Below are 15,500 nucleotides of genomic sequence, written 5' to 3' on the forward strand. Positions count from 1 at the left end.
GGGCCAAGCAGAACGTGGATCATCCGCGCCCAGACTTGGCCCCTGATGGGAAGATCAGGCCAGCCGCTCGGCCCGCGCTTTGATCTCGGGGGTGGCAAAGGCCTCCTGAGCCGCGATCAATTGCAGCTCATAGGCGTCGACCTGCCAGGTGTGCAGCAGTACCGTATCCACCGCCGCATTGGTGCGCTCGAACGCGCTGACGGCATCGTAACCCGCCTGCAGATTGGCCAGCATCAGCGCGCTGATAAGATCCCCCACGCCCACCGGCTGGCGAGCAAACTCGTAGAGCGGACGAGCAATCAGATAATCCCCCTCGGGGGTAGCCAGCAGCATCTCGAAGCGGCCCGGCTCGCGGGCGGCGCGTCCAAGATGCTTGACCAGCACCATCTTCACCCCGCGTGCCAGCAGACGATGGGCGGCGGCTCGGGTCTGCGCCAGATCCGTCAGATGAACGTCGCACAGGGTCTCCAGCTCCAGCAGATTGGGGGCCATGACATCGGCCACCGGCAGCGCCTTCTCGGTCAAAAAGCGGGTCACCCCAGGGGCGACTATGCATCCTTTCTCCGGGTGGCCCATCACGGGATCGCAAAAATAGATGGCGGCAGGATTGGCGGCCTTGACCGCGGCCACCACCGTCAGGATCTCGTCCCCCTGCTCCGCCGAGCCGAGATAACCGCTCAGCACCGCATCGCAGTGTCCCAGCACCCCGATGTCCGAGAGCCCCATGCACAGGGCGCTGATATGCCCTGCAGGCATGGCCATCCCCTGCCAACCGGCCGCATATTGGGTATGGTTGGAGAACTGCACCGTGTTGATGGGCCATACCTCCATACCGAGACGGCGCATGGGGAATACGGCAGCGCTGTTGCCGGCACAGCCGAACACCACGTGGGACTGGATAGAGAGAATGCGTTTCATCGACATCACCGCAGAGAAGAGTCAGGGGAAAGGCGCAATATATCGGATGAAGATATTGAACTTCCACCCTTGATCAGCACCAACTCTTATTTGGTCTACTAAAGCCTCGAGAAGACACGCGTTGTCACCCACATCCCTCCCCCCTCTTTACTGCCATGCCACAGTTCGAGACAGCGGATGCCACCGGTGTGGTCTGAAATGGTGATTAAACACTCTTGTTTGATGGCATATAAGCTGAATAAATCCGCTCTTTTTGTTGATCCGTGCGATGGCATGCGAGCGGACAGATGGCCGGGTGCAGCCCTGGCCTCAGCGAGACAGCAAGGCAGCAAGGCAGCAAGGCAGCAAGGCAGCAAGGCAGCAAGGCAGCAAGGCAGTGTAGTGAAAGGAAGAAACTACGTCAGCGCAAGTGAGGAGCTCACGGCCGACCAAAGGCAGGATCGGGCTGGTCGGCCCGATCCGGTTTATCAGGGGCGAGCGAAGTGGTAGACCCAGCCCTCGTCCAAAGCCATCTCGGCGGGCGGCGGCACCAGAGCAGGCAACAGGGAGACACTCCCCTTGGCGGCGTATTGCAACGCCATCAGAGCGCAGATGGCAGCATCGTAGCGATCGGTCCCCGCCGTCACATCGGCCGGCAGATGCGCCAGCAGCTCGGCGCGCACCGCCGATGCCTTCCCCCCCGTCTTGGCAAGGGCGGGATAGACCTCCAGCACAGCGCGATCGGCCTCTGCCTGCTGCTTGGGCACCAGTTGCAAGTCGGCCAACCTCGGCAGCATGGCAAGCGCCAGGGTTGCATTGTTGCCGAGCCTGTCGAAGGTGGCCGAGAGCGGCTTCTTGCCATATTGCTCATGGAGCCAGCGTTCGCAGTCCCGGTAGGCATAAGGGTTGTCTATCTCGCGCTGAGGCACGGCGCACTCGGTCGCCCTCCCCGCCAGCAGCTCGCCAAAGGCACGAGGAAACGCCAGCGGCGCGTCTATCCCCAGCGCCAGCTGCGGGCAGGCCTGCACCTGCAGCAGGTGGATCTCGTCGTGCAGCGCCGGGCGCAGCAAGGCATCCAGATCCGGCGCAACCCGTGAGCTCAACCGAAACAGGGGCGATACGCCAAACCAGTGCAGCCGCTGCTCACGCGCCTGCCACCCCACCACGGCCACGGCCTGGGCACTGCCCTGCCAGCCTCTTACGTCCCAGCCGATGCCGATGGCATCCATGTGTTCCATTGTCATGCCAGTGTCACCTCTGCACGCTATCAATGCTGCACAGGGTAATGGCTGGCGCCCCTAAAGCAAGGCTGGCGGCGCGGCTTAGAAGGATTTCTTGAAATTGATCAGCGGCAAGATGGGGAAAACCCCGTTCTCGGCGTAGTTGGCGAGGCCGATCTGCAGACCGTCCAGGTGCCTGGTGGCGTTGATGAAGCCCAGCTGGAAGGTGGTGCGCTCGGCATAGTTGACGAAGCCGACGTTGGCCAGGGCATTGCCCTTGGCGATGTTGACGGCCCCCCAGTTGAGGCCCTGTACATTGTTGGTCAGGTTGACGAAGCCAAGGTTGACCCCCTTGTCCTGACCCTCGTGCCAGTTGAGTGCGTTGATCGCCACCCCGCCAAACTGGTGGCGTACCCGGCCGGCACCGAAAAAGACGCCAAGCTGCAGACCGGTGAATTGATCCACGTCGGAGAGGGCGAAAACGGGCAGATCGATCCCCTTCACCTGACCGGTGCGACCATAGAGAACAGAGGCTCTGGCCCCCTCGACCTGGTGAGACGCAGGCAGATTGACGCCGGGCAGGGAGAGCTGGACAGGGGTACTGGCGTGGGCAATGCCGCCAAGGGCAACAGACCCCAGGGCAAGCAACAGGCGGGCAGGTTTCATCGATGCATTCCTCGAGGCTCAGGGAGTGCATCAGCCTACCAGCCCTGTGGCCCGCTAACGAGACCGAAGCGAGCGGGCTGCGTCACCCCTCGTCTGAATCCGGCCAATCAGACTGGACAGACCAGTGTCAACATTTCGCCAAAAATTAACATTTATATTATTTACATCAAGCCTCATTTGATAACACAATGCTTAAACGTACGTTTGAACAGAGCAAACGATACGCAACGACTTGAGGATGTAGTCGCACAGTTGTAACCCAACCCGGGCCATAGGCCCTTTTGCAATACCTTCTGCCAACCACGGAGACGCGCGATGAATATGGACGTAATCAAGACCTTTACCGAGCAGATGCAAGGCTTTGCCGCCCCCCTCACCCGTTACAACCAGCTGCTGGCCAGCAATATCGAGCAGTTGACTCGGCTGCAACTGGCCTCCGCCAACGCCTATGCCGAGCTGGGACTGAACCAGCTGCAGGCCGCCGGCAAGGTGCAGGATGCCCAGAGCCTGGCAGCCCTCGGCACCGTCCAGCTGGAGACCGCCAGCCAGCTCTCCCGCCAGATGCTGGACGACATCCAGAAGCTCAACGCCCTCGGCCAGCAGTTCAAGGACGATCTGGACGCCCTGACTGCCGACGGCATCAAAAAGAGCACGGGCAAGGCCTGATATCCCCCTGGCTGCCCGCTGCGGGCAGCCACATCTCCCCATGCTCCGTCACGACAGGCTCGCCCTGCGCCGGGGATGGGTGAAGGAGAGAACATGAGCCAATCATCTTACGGCCCGCTGTTCGAGGCCCTGGCCCACTACAACGACAAGCTGCTGGACATGGCCAAGGCGCAGACCGAGCGCACGGCCCAAGCCCTGCTGCAGACCAATCTCGACGATCTCGGCCAGGTGCTGGAACAGGGTAGCCAGCAGCCCTGGCAACTGATCAATGCCCAGATGAACTGGTGGCAGGATCAGCTCAAGCTGATGCAGCACACCCTGCTCAAGAGCGCAGGCCAGCAGAGCGAGCCGGTCATCGCCCCCGAGCGCAGCGATCGCCGCTTCAAGGCCGACGCCTGGAGCGAGCAGCCTATCTATGACTACCTCAAACAATCCTATCTGCTGACCGCCAGACACCTGCTGGACTCGGTGGATGCCCTCGAAGGGGTGCCCCAGAAGAGCCGGGAGCGGCTGCGTTTCTTTACCCGCCAGTACATCAACGCCATGGCCCCCAGCAACTTTCTGGCTACCAATCCGGAGCTGCTCAAGCTCACCCTGGAGTCAGACGGCCAGAATCTGGTGCGCGGGCTGACCCTGCTGGCCGAAGATCTCGAGCGCAGCGCCGATCACCTCAACATCCGCCTGACCGACGAATCCGCCTTCGAGCTGGGTCGTGATCTCGCACTGACCCCGGGCCGGGTGGTGCAACGCACCGAGCTCTATGAGCTCATCCAGTACAGCCCGACCACGGAGACGGTGGCCAGAACGCCGGTGCTGATCGTGCCGCCCTTCATCAACAAGTACTACATCATGGACATGCGGCCCCAGAACTCCCTGGTGGCCTGGCTGGTTGCCCAGGGCCAGACGGTGTTCATGATCTCCTGGCGCAACCCGGGGCCGGCCCAGGCCCACATCGATCTCGACGACTACGTGGTAGACGGCGTCATCGCCGCGCTGGATGGCGTGGAAGCGGCCACCGGCGAGCGGGAAGTGCACGGCATCGGTTACTGTATCGGCGGTACCGCCCTCTCCCTGGCCATGGGCTGGCTGGCCGCCCGGCGCCAGAAGCAGCGGGTTCGCTCCGCCACCCTGTTCACCACTTTGCTCGACTTCTCCCAGCCGGGAGAGCTTGGCATCTTCATCCACGAGCCCATCATTGCGGCGCTGGAGGCCCAGAACGAGGCCAAAGGCATCATGGATGGACGCCAGCTGGCGGTCTCCTTCAGCCTGCTGCGGGAGAACAGCCTCTACTGGAATTACTACATCGACAGCTATCTCAAGGGGCAGAGCCCGGTGGCGTTCGATCTGCTGCACTGGAACAGCGACAGCACCAACGTGGCGGGCAAGACCCACAACAGCCTGCTGCGCCGGCTCTATCTGGAAAACCAGCTGGTGAAGGGGGAGCTCAAGATCCGCCACACCCGCATCGATCTCGCCAAGGTGAAGACCCCGGTGCTGCTGGTGTCGGCCATGGACGATCACATCGCCCTCTGGCAGGGCACCTGGCAGGGCATGAAGCTGTTCGGTGGCGAGCAGCGCTTCATCCTGGCCGAATCGGGCCACATCGCCGGCATCATCAATCCGCCGGATGCCAACAAGTACGGCTTCTGGCAGAACGACAGAGAAGCCGCCAGCCCCGAGGCGTGGCTCGCCGGCGCGACCCACACCCCGGGTTCCTGGTGGCCGCAAATGGCAGCCTTCATCCAGAGCCGGGAAGAGGATCCCGCCCCCATCCCCGCCCGCATCCCGAGCGAAGGGCTGGAGGCGGCCCCCGGTGGCTACGTCAAGGTACGGCTCAACCCGATCTTTGCGCCGACTCCCGAGGAGGAGCCCGCATGAGCACGCTCCCCTTCGAGGTGGGCCAAAAGGCCAGCCTGACCAAGCGGTTCGGGGCGGCAGAGGTCGCGGCCTTTGCCGGGCTGTCGGAGGATTTCAATCCGCTGCACCTGGATCCCGCCTTCGCCGCCACCACGCCGTTCGAGCGCCCCATCGTGCATGGCATGCTGCTGGCCAGCCTCTTCTCGGGGCTGCTGGGCCAGCAGCTACCGGGCAAGGGCACCGTCTATCTCGGTCAAAGCCTCGCCTTCAAGCAGCCGGTGTTTGTGGGGGATGAGGTGACGGCAGAGGTGGAGATCATCGCCCTGCGCAGCGACAAGCCCATCATCACCCTGGCCACCCGCATCCTGACGGCAACCGGCGCCATCGCCGTCAGCGGGGAAGCCGTGGTGAAGTTTGGCTAAAAGCGGTTTGCCCCATGATCTCAGTCAGCCCGGCCAGTGCCGGGCTGACTGCTATGGCGCGTTCCCCCAAAATGCTTTTGCAAGCCACTATTGCCCGCAGACAGCGCCCTTGCCCTTTCCTTGACGGCCCGAACTGCCTAGAATAATCGCCCTGCTGTTTCAGCCATTTATCCACGAGAGGATTTTCCATGGAGACGTTTCTGCTCGAAGGGCACCCCTTTATTGCCCTGTGTGACCTTATCAAACATCAGGGGTGGGCTGATTGTGGCGGCGCAGCCAAGGCGCTGATCGCCGACGGTCTGGTCGAGGTAAACGGTCAGGTGGAGACCCGCAAGCGCTGCAAGATAGTGGCCGGCCAGGTAGTCAACTTCAACGGCATGAAGGTCGTAGTGAAAGAAGGCGTCAGCCCCGAGATCCTCTGACCTCGCTTGAATCTTGAATAAGGGCGCCGACGCGCCCTTTGGCATTCAGCTGGCCTTGATGGAGAGGGTCAGCACAAAGCGCGCCATCGCCTCATCTCCGTTCAGTGACGGACAGGTGGCCACCACCTGGATGGGGCGGTTGATGCGTTGACCGCTCGCCAGCGACTCGTCGATCATGGCGTCGATCTCCTCCCCGGCCGCGCAGTCAAACTGCACATCCCCCTCGGGCCGCTTCAGAAACTCCCCCTGCACATCCTTGAAGGCGAAGTGCACCTTCTTGCGCCGCTGCCGCCCCTTCTCCATCACCAGCAGACCGCCCACCAGATCGGCGCCGGTGGCCAGCGCGCCAAAGTACATGCTGCCCAGGTGGTTGCGGGTGCGCCAGCCGAGCGGAATGCGGATGCGCAGCGCCTTGGCGCTCATCTCTTCGATGACGGGGGCACAAAAACCGATGACGGGAATGTAGCGCCAGGCAAAGAGCCGCAGCGCCAGGTTGGCCTTCAAACGTTGCAAATCCATATGCGAACTGATCCGATGAGTTGATGTAAACAACATGTTGCCAGCATGGCTGGCGTTCGACAAGGGCGCGGATCACGCTGCCGCCATTTCTCCAGCCCAAAAAAAGAGGGAACCGCAATGGTTCCCTCTGCTCGTTTCTGTGGCTGTCAGGCCCGCTTCTCCTCGAGCCAGGCTCCCTGGCTCTGCATCTCGAACAGCTGGGCATAGTGGCCACCCAGCGCCATCAGCTCGCCATGGGTACCCCGCTCGTTCACCTGACCGCGGGAGAGCAGCAGGATCTCGTCTGCGTCGACGATGGTCGAGAGGCGGTGGGCGATGGCGATGGTAGTGCGACCACGGCGTGCCGCCGCCAGCGCCGAAGAGAGGGCCAGTTCGGTCTGGGAGTCCACGCTGGCGGTCGCCTCATCCAGAATGAGGATGCGCGGATCTCCCACCAGGGCGCGGGCAAAGGAGAGCAGCTGACGCTGACCGGCGGAGAGGTTCTTGCCCCCCTCCTCCATCAGGGTGTTCAGCCCCTCCGGCAGGCTCAGCACGAACTCGGCCAGCTGCACCTCGGTCAGCGCCTGCCACAGGCGCGCCTCGTCGATCCCGTCACGGCCGAGACGCAGGTTTTCGGCCAAGGTGCCGACGAAGATGAAGGGATCCTGCTGTACCAGGCCGATGCTGCGGCGCACCGCCGAGAGCGACAGGCTCGCCATCGGGTGATCATCGAAACGGACGGTGCCCTGATCCAGCGGGTAGAAGCCCATCAGCAGGCTGATGATGGTGGACTTGCCGCTGCCGGTGTGGCCCACCAGCGCCAGCATCTGGCCGGGACGGGCAGCAAAGCTCACATCCCGCAGCACCTGCTGCTCGCCATCGTAGGAGAAGCTCACCCGCTCGAAGCTCACCTGCCCCTTGAGTGGGTGCATCTCGCCCGTGGTGCTCTCGCGCGCTTCATCAAGCAGGGCAAAGACCCGCTCTCCGGCCACCATGGCTTGCTGCAACTGGTTGAGCTGGTTGGTCATCTCGATGAGCGGCTCGATCATCCGCCCCAGATAGCTGATGAAGGCGTAGAGCACCCCCACCTGGATGGCGCCCTCCGCACTCAGTCCCTCGCGGGCAAACAGCGCCAACAGGCCGATCAGCACCATCATGTAGAAGAGATCGATGAGCGGGCGCAGCAAAATACCGTTGATCTTGAGGCTCTTGAGGCGCGCCGCCCAGTGCTGCTGATTCACCTCGGCAAAGGCGTTGGCGAAGTGGCGCTCCTGTACCATGGCCTGAATGACCGGCATCCCCTGCAGCGACTCGTTGAGGCGGCTGTTGATGTCGGAGAGCAGGCTGCGGGTCGCCCGTACCACGGGCACGCTCAAGCGTTGATAGAGCCACATCACCCCGCCCACCGCCGGCAGCAGGCAGGCACACACCAGCATCAGCCGCAGATCCAGCAGCGCCATGGAGATGAGGATGCCGCACAGCAGCACCACCTTCTGCACCAAGAGCCCTATCACCTGCACATAGAGGTTCATGATCGCCTCGGTGTCGTTGGTGATGCGGGAGATGAGCGAGCCGGAGCGGTGCTGGTCAAAGTAGCGGGCCGGCAGCCGGATGGCGGTGGCAAATACCTGCTCGCGCAGGCGCTGCACCACCGCCTGGGCGATGCGGTTGAAGCGCAGGGACTGCAGGTAGAAACCGGCCGCAGACAATACCTGCAGACCGAGATAACCGGCGGCAATGGCCGCGATGGCGGGCCACACCAGCTGACGCGGCGCCAGATAGTCGTCGATGAACAGCTTGATGAGCAGGGGGCCGGCCACTTCGGCGCCGGTGGCCAGCAGCAGGCAGATCCCGGCCTGAATGAGCCAGCGCGGGTAACGGGCACAGTACCCGAGCAGTCGTTTGATGGTCGGGTTCACAGGCGCTCCTCCACGTCTTGTTTCAGCAGCTGATGACGAGGCACATGGCTGGCATACCTGCACTCAGGCTCAGCGCCACACCGAGTGAAGACGCGCTTGATGAGTGGACTCACAGGCTCTCCTCCACGTCTTGCTCGAGACGCTGATAACGGACCATATCCGCATACCAGCCGTTGTGGGCCATCAGGGTGCCGTGGCGACCCCGCTCACTGACATGGCCCTGCTCCAGCACCAGGATCTCGTCGGCCTGTTCCACCGCCGTCATCCGGTGGCTGACCAGGATCAGGGTCCGTTTGTGGGCCTTGAGGGCGTGCAGGATCTGCTGCTCGGTGTGGGCATCCACCGCCGAGAGCGCATCGTCCAGCACCAGGATGGGTGCCTCCAGCAGCAGGGCGCGGGCGATGGCGAGCCGCTGTTTCTGGCCGCCGGAGAGGGTCACCCCCTTCTCCCCCACTTCGGTCTCATAATCCTTGGGAAAGCGGCTGATGTCGTCGTGCACGCAGGCGATACGCGCCACCCGCTCAATCTCCTCCCGACTGGCATCGGGGCGGCCGAGGGCGATGTTGGCGGCGATGGTGGTGGAGAAGAGAAACGGCTCCTGCGGCACATAGGCAAACTGGCTGCGCAGCTCACCCAACGCCAGTTGCGAGATGGGAGTCTCCCCCATGCGGATCTCCCCCGCGGTGGGGTTGGCCAGCCGCATCAACAGCTTGAGCAGGGAACTCTTGCCCGCCCCGGTGCGCCCGACGATCCCCAGCATGCCGCCGGCTTGCAGGGTGAACTCCACATTGCGCAGCAGGGTGCGCTGCTCGAGCTGGTAGCTGAGCGCCACGGCGCGCAGCGGAAAGGCCGAGGCCAGCGCCACCGGGTGAACCGGCTCTTCGATGTCGCTGCGCTCGGCCAGCAGGCTCTCGATCCGCGAATAGGCGGCGCTGCCGCGCTCGATGATGTTGAACAGCCAGGCGATGGCAAACATGGGCCAGATCAGCTGACCGAGGTACATGGTGAAGCTGGTGAGCTCCCCCAGGGTCAGTTCGTCACGCAGCACCAGGGCGCTGCCGCCGGCCACTGCGAGGAAGTAGGAGCAGCCGATGCACAGGTAAATCACGGGGTCGAACTTGGCATCAATACGGGCCACCGCCATGTTGCAGGCGCCCGCCTCCCGGGTCAGCTCGGCAAAACCGCGATCTTCAAGCGACTCCACCGCGTAGGACTTGAGCACCCGCACGCCGGAGAGCGCCTCCTGGGTCTTGTTGTTGAGCCGGGAAAAGGCCCCCTGCGCCGCCTTGAACTCCTTGTAGATCTGGGTGCCGAAGCGGTTCATGAAGAACGCCATCACCGGCAGCGGCAACAGGGAGAGCAGGGTCAGCTGCCAGGAGTACTGGCTGCACATGATGGAGAGCACCAGGATCCCGACGATCATGGAGTCCACCAGGGTCAGCACCCCTTCCCCGGCGGTCATCTCCACCGCCTGGATGTCGTTGGTGGCGTGGGCCATCAGATCGCCGGTGCGGTGGCGCTGGTAAAAATCCGGGCTCATGCGGGTGAAGTGGCCAAAGAGCCGGTTGCGCAGCACATAGGCCAACCGGTAGGAGGCACCAAACAGCATGACCCGCCACACGTAGCGCAGCAGATAGATGAGCAGACCCAGGCCAAACAAGCCGGCCAGATAACCGGTCAGGATGGCGCTGTCCAGCGACCCTTTGGCGATGCCATCCACCACCCAGCCCACCACCTTGGGCGGGATCACGGTCAACAGGGCCACCATCATCAACAGCGAGATGGCGACCAGATAACGCTGCCACTGCTCCTTGAAGAACCAGCCCAGCCTTGCAAATACGCTCACGTAGATATCCTTTGTCGCGGCAGGCCGAGGCTGCCGCCCGTCATGGAAAGCCCAATGCAATCGCCCCCGGCTGGGGGCGATACGAGGAGGTCATGATAGCCTGAAGCAGAAGGCTTGAGAATTATTGCTATTTCACTTGTTACAACAAACGATCATCGCGCTGTTCAAAGGCACCATACGATGCTTCATGCTGCTCTCCGGTCAGCAGGAAGTGAGACACCTCCTCCCGGGTCAGACTGAAGACCTGCTGCAACTGCTCCAGATCCTGCTCGGTGAGCTCTTCCTGCTGGCGCAGTCGCCACTCCAGCTCGCCGGCGAGGATCTGCAGGCGGGAGGCGGAGATGTTGGCGGAAACCCCCTTGAGGGTATGCAGCAACCGGCAGGCGATGTCGGGCTGCTGGCGACGCAGGGCGGAGCGGATCTCCCACAGGTCGTCCTTGTGCTCCGACATGAACAGCTTGAACAGGATCTGCAGCGCCTCCTTGTCCTGCTCCAGCCGTCTGAGGGCATCTTCCAGATCCAGCACCCCCATCAGGTCGGGCGGCTTCACCTCCAGCGGCACCAGCCGCTCGCCGCTGGCGCTCTTCACCCACTGCAACAGGTTGTTGTAGAGATCGAGCTTGCTGACCGGCTTGGTGACATAGCCATTCATCCCCACGCCGAGGCAGCGTTCCCTGTCTCCCGGCATGGCGCTGGCCGTCAGGGCGATGATGGGCACATCGTGCTTGTCGACCATCTTGCGGATTTGACGGGTGGCATCCAGCCCGTCCAGCACCGGCATCTGCAAGTCCATCAGGATCACGTCGAACGGCTGCTCGGCCACCCGCTCGACCGCCTCCCGGCCGTTGCCCACCACGGTCACCAGGGCATCGACCCGGCGCAGATATTCGATGATGAGCTGCTGGTTGACCCGGTTGTCCTCCGCCAGCAGCACCCGGATGCCTTGCAGCAGCTCGCGAAAATGCTGCTGGTCGCCCTGCACCTCGGCCTGGCGGAACTGCTGATCGTGTGAACTGCCGTTGAGCAGCTCGTCCACCTTGGCCAGCAGGGCATTTTCGGTCATCGGCTTGGGCAGGAAGTGGGTCAGCCCCATGCTCTCCATCCGCCCGTGCAGTCCCTCCTTGGCCCAGGCACTGGTCATCAGGATGGGCAGCCGGCGCCACTGGCTGTGCTGATACATCTCGAGCGCCAGATCCAGTCCATCCTCCTGCCCCATGCGCCAGTCCAGAATGGCCAGTCGGACGTTCTGCCCCTCTTCCCGCAGCACCTGACGCGCCCGCGAGAGGCTGTTGACCGCCATCACCCTGGCCCCTGCCCGGCCCAGGATATCCTTGGCCAGGTCAAGCACCAGCTCGTTGTCATCCATCACCAGCACCAGCGGCTGATTTTCGAAGAAGACCCGCCGTCCGGAGACGCCATACACCGCCTTGGTCATGGGGATCTCGAACTGGAACACCGAGCCCGCACCCGGTTTGCTCTGCACCGTGATCCGTCCTCCCATCAGCTCCACCAGCCGCTGGGAGATGTTGAGGCCAAGCCCGGAGCCGCCATATTTGCGAGTGTTGCCCGCCTCCAGCTGGGTGAAGGGCTGGAACAGCTGGGCCTGCTTCTCCTCGGCAATGCCGATGCCGGTGTCGCGCACGCTGAAACGCACCTGCATGGGATGGGGGTTGACCAGGGTGATGGACACCTCCACCTCGCCCCGCTCGGTAAACTTGATAGCGTTGTTGACCAGATTGACCAGCACCTGACCGAGGCGCAGCGGGTCGCCACGCAGAAAGTCGGGCACCGCCGGCGACTTGTTGATGATGACCTCAACATGCTTGCGCTCGGCCAGATCGGCGAACATGCCCGCCAGCGAGTCGATCTGCTCGCTGAGATCGAAGTCGATCTCCTCCAGCGTCAGCTTGCCGGACTCCACCTTGGTCAGATCCAGAATGTCGTTGATGAGCAGCAGCAAGGTATCCGATGAGGATTTGATCTTGCTGAGATAATCGCGCTGCTGTTGATCCAGCTCGGTCTGCAGTGCCAGCGAGCTGAAGCCGATGATGGCGTTCATGGGGGTGCGGATCTCGTGGCTCATGTTGGCCAGAAAGTCGCTCTTGGCCTGGGCCAGCAAACCAGTCTGACGCGACAGTTCGCTCAGCTTCTGGTTGCGCCGCCACAGGGTCACCGCCACCAGACCGAAGCAGAGCATGGCGCCCCCCAGCACCATCAGGTAGAAGCGGCTCTTGAGAGAGGAGGCCTGCTCCATCTTGCTCTGTTTCCAGCGCGACAGCCCCTCCAGCTCGTGCATGTCGATGACCTGGTTGCGCAGCACGTGATATGCCACGACCTGATGGCTGACATCCTCGCCCAGCTGGGCCAACCCGACTACCTCGGGATAAGCGGGATAGGCTGTCTTGAGACGGCGCTGCAGGGCCTGCAACTGCTGTTGCTCCCCCTTGTCCCAGCTGCGTTTGAGGTAATTGCTGAGCTGGGCCAGCTCGGTCAGATCGATGGCCAGCGGAGCGTCCGCCGGCAGGGTTGCCAGCAAGCCGTTCAGCTGCTTTTGAAAGGGCTGCTCTATGTACTCGATCGCCATCTCCATGGAGTAGAGCTTGGCGAGATCAAGCAGATAGCTGTCGATATCGTGCAACAGCGATTGAGAGTGTGGATTGTCGGCCGAGTCGGGGTCGTTGCGCACCTGGCGTACGAAACTGTCGAGGTTGCTCGACAGCTGATTGAGACGCTGCTGTACATTGCCGTCGTTGGCCTTCTCGCGCCCCAGCAGATAGACGGTATCGGTATTGACCCGGTTGAGGATCAACTCCGCCGCCACGCTGAGCTCCGAGGCTTTCTGCTGCTGGCTGAGCAGTTGCCAGCAATAGCCGGAAAACGCCAGCAGCGATACGATGATCAGGCTAAGTACAACACGATTGACCCGTGTCACATTATTCATCCCGTCTCGATTCTCATGTCATGGCCATGCATCCACCGACATCACGTCGCTACGGGATCACTGGCTGTGAAAGATAATTGACTGCTATGTTACCGTTACTCTGCCCTGACAGTGCAATAAAGATGTTGCAGGGCTTATGCATACAGGAATCAATTATGTCATTTATCACTACCTATTGTAGCCATTGCTTCACCAGGAACCGCCTGCCCGAGGAGAAGGTGGATTCAAATGCGAAGTGTGGTCGCTGCAAGAGCGGACTGTTCGCCACCACCCCGGTCACCGGCCAGGAGCAGCAGTTCGATACCCTGATCCAGTCCGACATCCCGGTCGTGGTCGACTTCTGGGCCAGCTGGTGTGGACCATGCCTTCAATTTTCACCTGTTTTTCAACAAGTTGCCAGTGAACTTGAGCCAAAAATCCGCTTCGTCAAGGTCGATACCGAGCAACAGGCCGCCATCGCGGCCCGCTACGCCATTCGCAGCATCCCCACCCTGATGGTATTCAAGCAGGGCAAGATGCTGGCTCAGCGCAGCGGCTCCCTGCCCCCCAGTCTGTTCAAGGAGTGGCTTGCCTCCTTCCTGAACAGCCACAAATGATACCAACTTGTTTAATTTATGTTTTCTTTATGTTTTAACTTGTCTTGACTCTGTGAGTCTCGGCATGCTTTGACCAGATCCCCCTGTTTCAAACGGGGGGATAAATGTAATCTCGGCAACACAACAACAACCATAAATTAACCGAGAGAACGATATGCACACATCTGCAGTACCCTCTACTACCCCATCACGCTGGCTGGACGTCAAATCCGGGATCGTCATCCTGGATGTCCTGCTGCTCTGTGCCATGCTCGCCTGGCTACCGTTTGACCCCAACGTCAACAAGGGGCTGGGGATCCTGGTCTTCATCGCCATTCTCTGGCTGACCGAAGCAGTCAACATCACCATCACGGCCCTCTCCATCCCGGTACTTGCCACCCTGCTCGGGGTGTTTGACATGAGCAAGTCCCTGACGGATTTCGCCAACCCGGTGCTGTTTCTGTTCTTCGGCGGCTTCGCACTGGCTGCAGCCCTCTCCAAACAAGGGCTGGATACCCAGATCGCCGCCAAGGTGATGCAGCTTGCCAAGGGTCACCTTGGCTGGGCCGCCATCGTGCTCTTCACCATCACGGCCGCCCTCTCCATGTGGATCAGCAACACCGCCACCGCCGCCATGATGATGCCGCTGGCCCTCGGTATGCTCAAAGGCATCGACGCCCACAAGGAGCGCCGCACCCTGGTCTTCGTCCTGCTGGGGGTCGCCTACAGCGCCAGCATCGGCGGCATCGGCACCCTGGTGGGCAGCCCGCCCAACGCCATCGCGGCCGCCCAGATGGGGCTGGGTTTCACCGACTGGATGAAGTTCGGCATCCCTGTGGTGCTCATCTTCATGCCGGTGGGCATCGGCCTGCTGTATCTGGTGACGCGCCCCGACCTCTCCCATCAGGTCAGCACCGAGAAGGTGACCATCCAGTGGACCGGTCAACGCAAGATCACCCTGCTCATCTTCCTGACCACGGTACTGCTGTGGATCGGCTCCCAACCCATCGCCAAGGCAATGGGGGGCATTCCCCAGTTCGATACCCTGATCGCCATGGGCGCCATCGTGGCCATTGCCATCAGCCGGGTGGCCAGCTGGGATGACATCAACCAGAACACCGACTGGGGCGTGCTGATGCTGTTCGGCGGTGGCCTCACCTTAAGCGCCATCCTGAAGCAGACCGGCGCCAACGCCTTCCTGGCGGAACACCTCTCCAACGGTCTGGCCACCATGCCTATCTTCATCATCCTGCTCTGCCTGGCCGCATTCGTGGTGTTCCTGACCGAACTGGTCTCCAACACCGCCACCGCCGCCCTGCTGGTGCCGCTGTTTGCCGGGGTCGCCGAGGCGCTGGGGGTCTCCCCCATCGTCGTTTCCGTGCTGATCGCCGTCGGCGCCTCCTGCGCCTTCATGCTGCCGGTGGCCACCCCGCCCAACGCCATCGTGTTCGCCAGCGGTTACATCAAACAACGTGAGATGATGCGAGCCGGCCTGGTGCTGAACCTGGTCTTCACCGTCATTCTGACCATGCTCGCCTACTTCATGGGCGACATACTGCACTGACAAGCCA

General features: G+C 62.1%; 13 protein-coding genes. 6 read left to right on the forward strand and 7 right to left on the reverse strand.

Going from position 1 to position 15,500, the window contains the following annotated elements:
• Window positions 1-54 precede the first annotated feature (54 nt).
• From pdxY to AB5Y98_RS07085, 3 genes are all read right to left on the reverse strand, one after another.
• The gene (gene pdxY, locus AB5Y98_RS07075) at window positions 55-918 is read right to left on the reverse strand and encodes a pyridoxal kinase PdxY (protein WP_201891589.1); all 864 of its coding nucleotides are present in this window, start codon (window positions 916-918) and stop codon (window positions 55-57) included.
• 467 nt (window positions 919-1,385) lie between these two features.
• Window positions 1,386-2,141, reverse strand: a complete 756-nt coding sequence (locus tag AB5Y98_RS07080) for a DUF429 domain-containing protein (RefSeq protein WP_368231600.1) — start codon at window positions 2,139-2,141, stop codon at window positions 1,386-1,388.
• Between the two features lie 78 nt (window positions 2,142-2,219).
• On the reverse strand, window positions 2,220-2,783 hold the full coding sequence (locus AB5Y98_RS07085) for a phaC PHA synthase (protein ID WP_195879113.1): 564 nt from the start codon (window positions 2,781-2,783) through the stop codon (window positions 2,220-2,222).
• A 315-nt stretch (window positions 2,784-3,098) separates the two neighbouring features.
• Here AB5Y98_RS07085 and AB5Y98_RS07090 point away from each other — a divergent pair, with 315 nt between their 5' ends.
• From AB5Y98_RS07090 to ybcJ, 4 genes are all read left to right on the forward strand, one after another.
• The gene (locus AB5Y98_RS07090) at window positions 3,099-3,449 is read left to right on the forward strand and encodes a phasin family protein (RefSeq protein WP_005300428.1); all 351 of its coding nucleotides are present in this window, start codon (window positions 3,099-3,101) and stop codon (window positions 3,447-3,449) included.
• Between the two features lie 93 nt (window positions 3,450-3,542).
• Window positions 3,543-5,327, forward strand: coding sequence for a class I poly(R)-hydroxyalkanoic acid synthase (locus AB5Y98_RS07095; RefSeq protein WP_368231601.1), 1,785 nt, complete (start codon window positions 3,543-3,545; stop codon window positions 5,325-5,327).
• Window positions 5,324-5,728 carry a MaoC family dehydratase gene (locus AB5Y98_RS07100; RefSeq protein ID WP_017782647.1) on the forward strand — a complete coding sequence of 135 codons (405 nt, stop codon included), beginning with the start codon at window positions 5,324-5,326 and terminating at the stop codon, window positions 5,726-5,728. Before AB5Y98_RS07095 ends, AB5Y98_RS07100 begins: the two co-directional genes overlap by 4 nt.
• A 188-nt stretch (window positions 5,729-5,916) precedes the next feature.
• Window positions 5,917-6,150, forward strand: coding sequence for a ribosome-associated protein YbcJ (ybcJ, locus tag AB5Y98_RS07105; RefSeq protein ID WP_005300419.1), 234 nt, complete (start codon window positions 5,917-5,919; stop codon window positions 6,148-6,150).
• Window positions 6,151-6,195: 45 nt separating this feature from the next.
• Here ybcJ and AB5Y98_RS07110 read toward each other — a convergent pair whose 3' ends face one another.
• The 4 genes from AB5Y98_RS07110 to AB5Y98_RS07125 all read right to left on the reverse strand — a co-directional run bounded on the left by AB5Y98_RS07110 (window position 6,196) and on the right by AB5Y98_RS07125 (window position 13,354).
• Entirely contained in the window at window positions 6,196-6,669 is a 474-nt protein-coding gene (locus AB5Y98_RS07110; protein WP_005300417.1) for a DUF4442 domain-containing protein, read from the reverse strand.
• Window positions 6,670-6,815: 146 nt separating this feature from the next.
• Window positions 6,816-8,567, reverse strand: a complete 1,752-nt coding sequence (locus AB5Y98_RS07115; RefSeq protein ID WP_206219962.1) for an ABC transporter transmembrane domain-containing protein — start codon at window positions 8,565-8,567, stop codon at window positions 6,816-6,818.
• Window positions 8,568-8,676: 109 nt separating this feature from the next.
• The gene (locus AB5Y98_RS07120) at window positions 8,677-10,413 is read right to left on the reverse strand and encodes an ABC transporter transmembrane domain-containing protein (protein ID WP_368231602.1); all 1,737 of its coding nucleotides are present in this window, start codon (window positions 10,411-10,413) and stop codon (window positions 8,677-8,679) included.
• Between the two features lie 139 nt (window positions 10,414-10,552).
• Window positions 10,553-13,354 (reverse strand): response regulator, encoded by a 2,802-nt coding sequence (locus tag AB5Y98_RS07125; protein ID WP_368231603.1) that lies wholly within the window; start codon window positions 13,352-13,354, stop codon window positions 10,553-10,555.
• A gap of 155 nt (window positions 13,355-13,509) precedes the next feature.
• Here AB5Y98_RS07125 and trxC point away from each other — a divergent pair, with 155 nt between their 5' ends.
• Both trxC and AB5Y98_RS07135 read left to right on the forward strand, forming a co-directional pair.
• Complete coding sequence (trxC, locus tag AB5Y98_RS07130; protein WP_017782654.1) at window positions 13,510-13,950, forward strand: thioredoxin TrxC; 441 nt, start codon at window positions 13,510-13,512, stop codon at window positions 13,948-13,950.
• 154 nt (window positions 13,951-14,104) lie between these two features.
• On the forward strand, window positions 14,105-15,493 hold the full coding sequence (locus AB5Y98_RS07135; RefSeq protein WP_005300397.1) for a DASS family sodium-coupled anion symporter: 1,389 nt from the start codon (window positions 14,105-14,107) through the stop codon (window positions 15,491-15,493).
• Window positions 15,494-15,500: the final 7 nt, after the last annotated feature.

Origin of the sequence: Aeromonas sp. s3 (assembly GCF_040907805.1) — a bacterium.
Taxonomy (GTDB): Bacteria; Pseudomonadota; Gammaproteobacteria; order Enterobacterales; family Aeromonadaceae; genus Aeromonas; species Aeromonas dhakensis.

Excerpts from the sequence above, each read along its gene's own strand:
- pdxY (WP_201891589.1), bottom strand. The coding sequence starts at position 918 with ATGAAACGCATTCTCTCTATCCAGTCCCACGTGGTGTTCGGCTGTGCC.
- AB5Y98_RS07080 (WP_368231600.1), bottom strand. The coding sequence starts at position 2,141 with ATGACAATGGAACACATGGATGCCATCGGCATCGGCTGGGACGTAAGA.
- AB5Y98_RS07085 (WP_195879113.1), bottom strand. The coding sequence starts at position 2,783 with ATGAAACCTGCCCGCCTGTTGCTTGCCCTGGGGTCTGTTGCCCTTGGC.
- AB5Y98_RS07090 (WP_005300428.1), top strand. The coding sequence starts at position 3,099 with ATGAATATGGACGTAATCAAGACCTTTACCGAGCAGATGCAAGGCTTT.
- AB5Y98_RS07095 (WP_368231601.1), top strand. The coding sequence starts at position 3,543 with ATGAGCCAATCATCTTACGGCCCGCTGTTCGAGGCCCTGGCCCACTAC.
- AB5Y98_RS07100 (WP_017782647.1), top strand. The coding sequence starts at position 5,324 with ATGAGCACGCTCCCCTTCGAGGTGGGCCAAAAGGCCAGCCTGACCAAG.
- ybcJ (WP_005300419.1), top strand. The coding sequence starts at position 5,917 with ATGGAGACGTTTCTGCTCGAAGGGCACCCCTTTATTGCCCTGTGTGAC.
- AB5Y98_RS07110 (WP_005300417.1), bottom strand. The coding sequence starts at position 6,669 with ATGGATTTGCAACGTTTGAAGGCCAACCTGGCGCTGCGGCTCTTTGCC.
- AB5Y98_RS07125 (WP_368231603.1), bottom strand. The coding sequence starts at position 13,354 with ATGAATAATGTGACACGGGTCAATCGTGTTGTACTTAGCCTGATCATC.
- trxC (WP_017782654.1), top strand. The coding sequence starts at position 13,510 with ATGTCATTTATCACTACCTATTGTAGCCATTGCTTCACCAGGAACCGC.
- AB5Y98_RS07135 (WP_005300397.1), top strand. The coding sequence starts at position 14,105 with ATGCACACATCTGCAGTACCCTCTACTACCCCATCACGCTGGCTGGAC.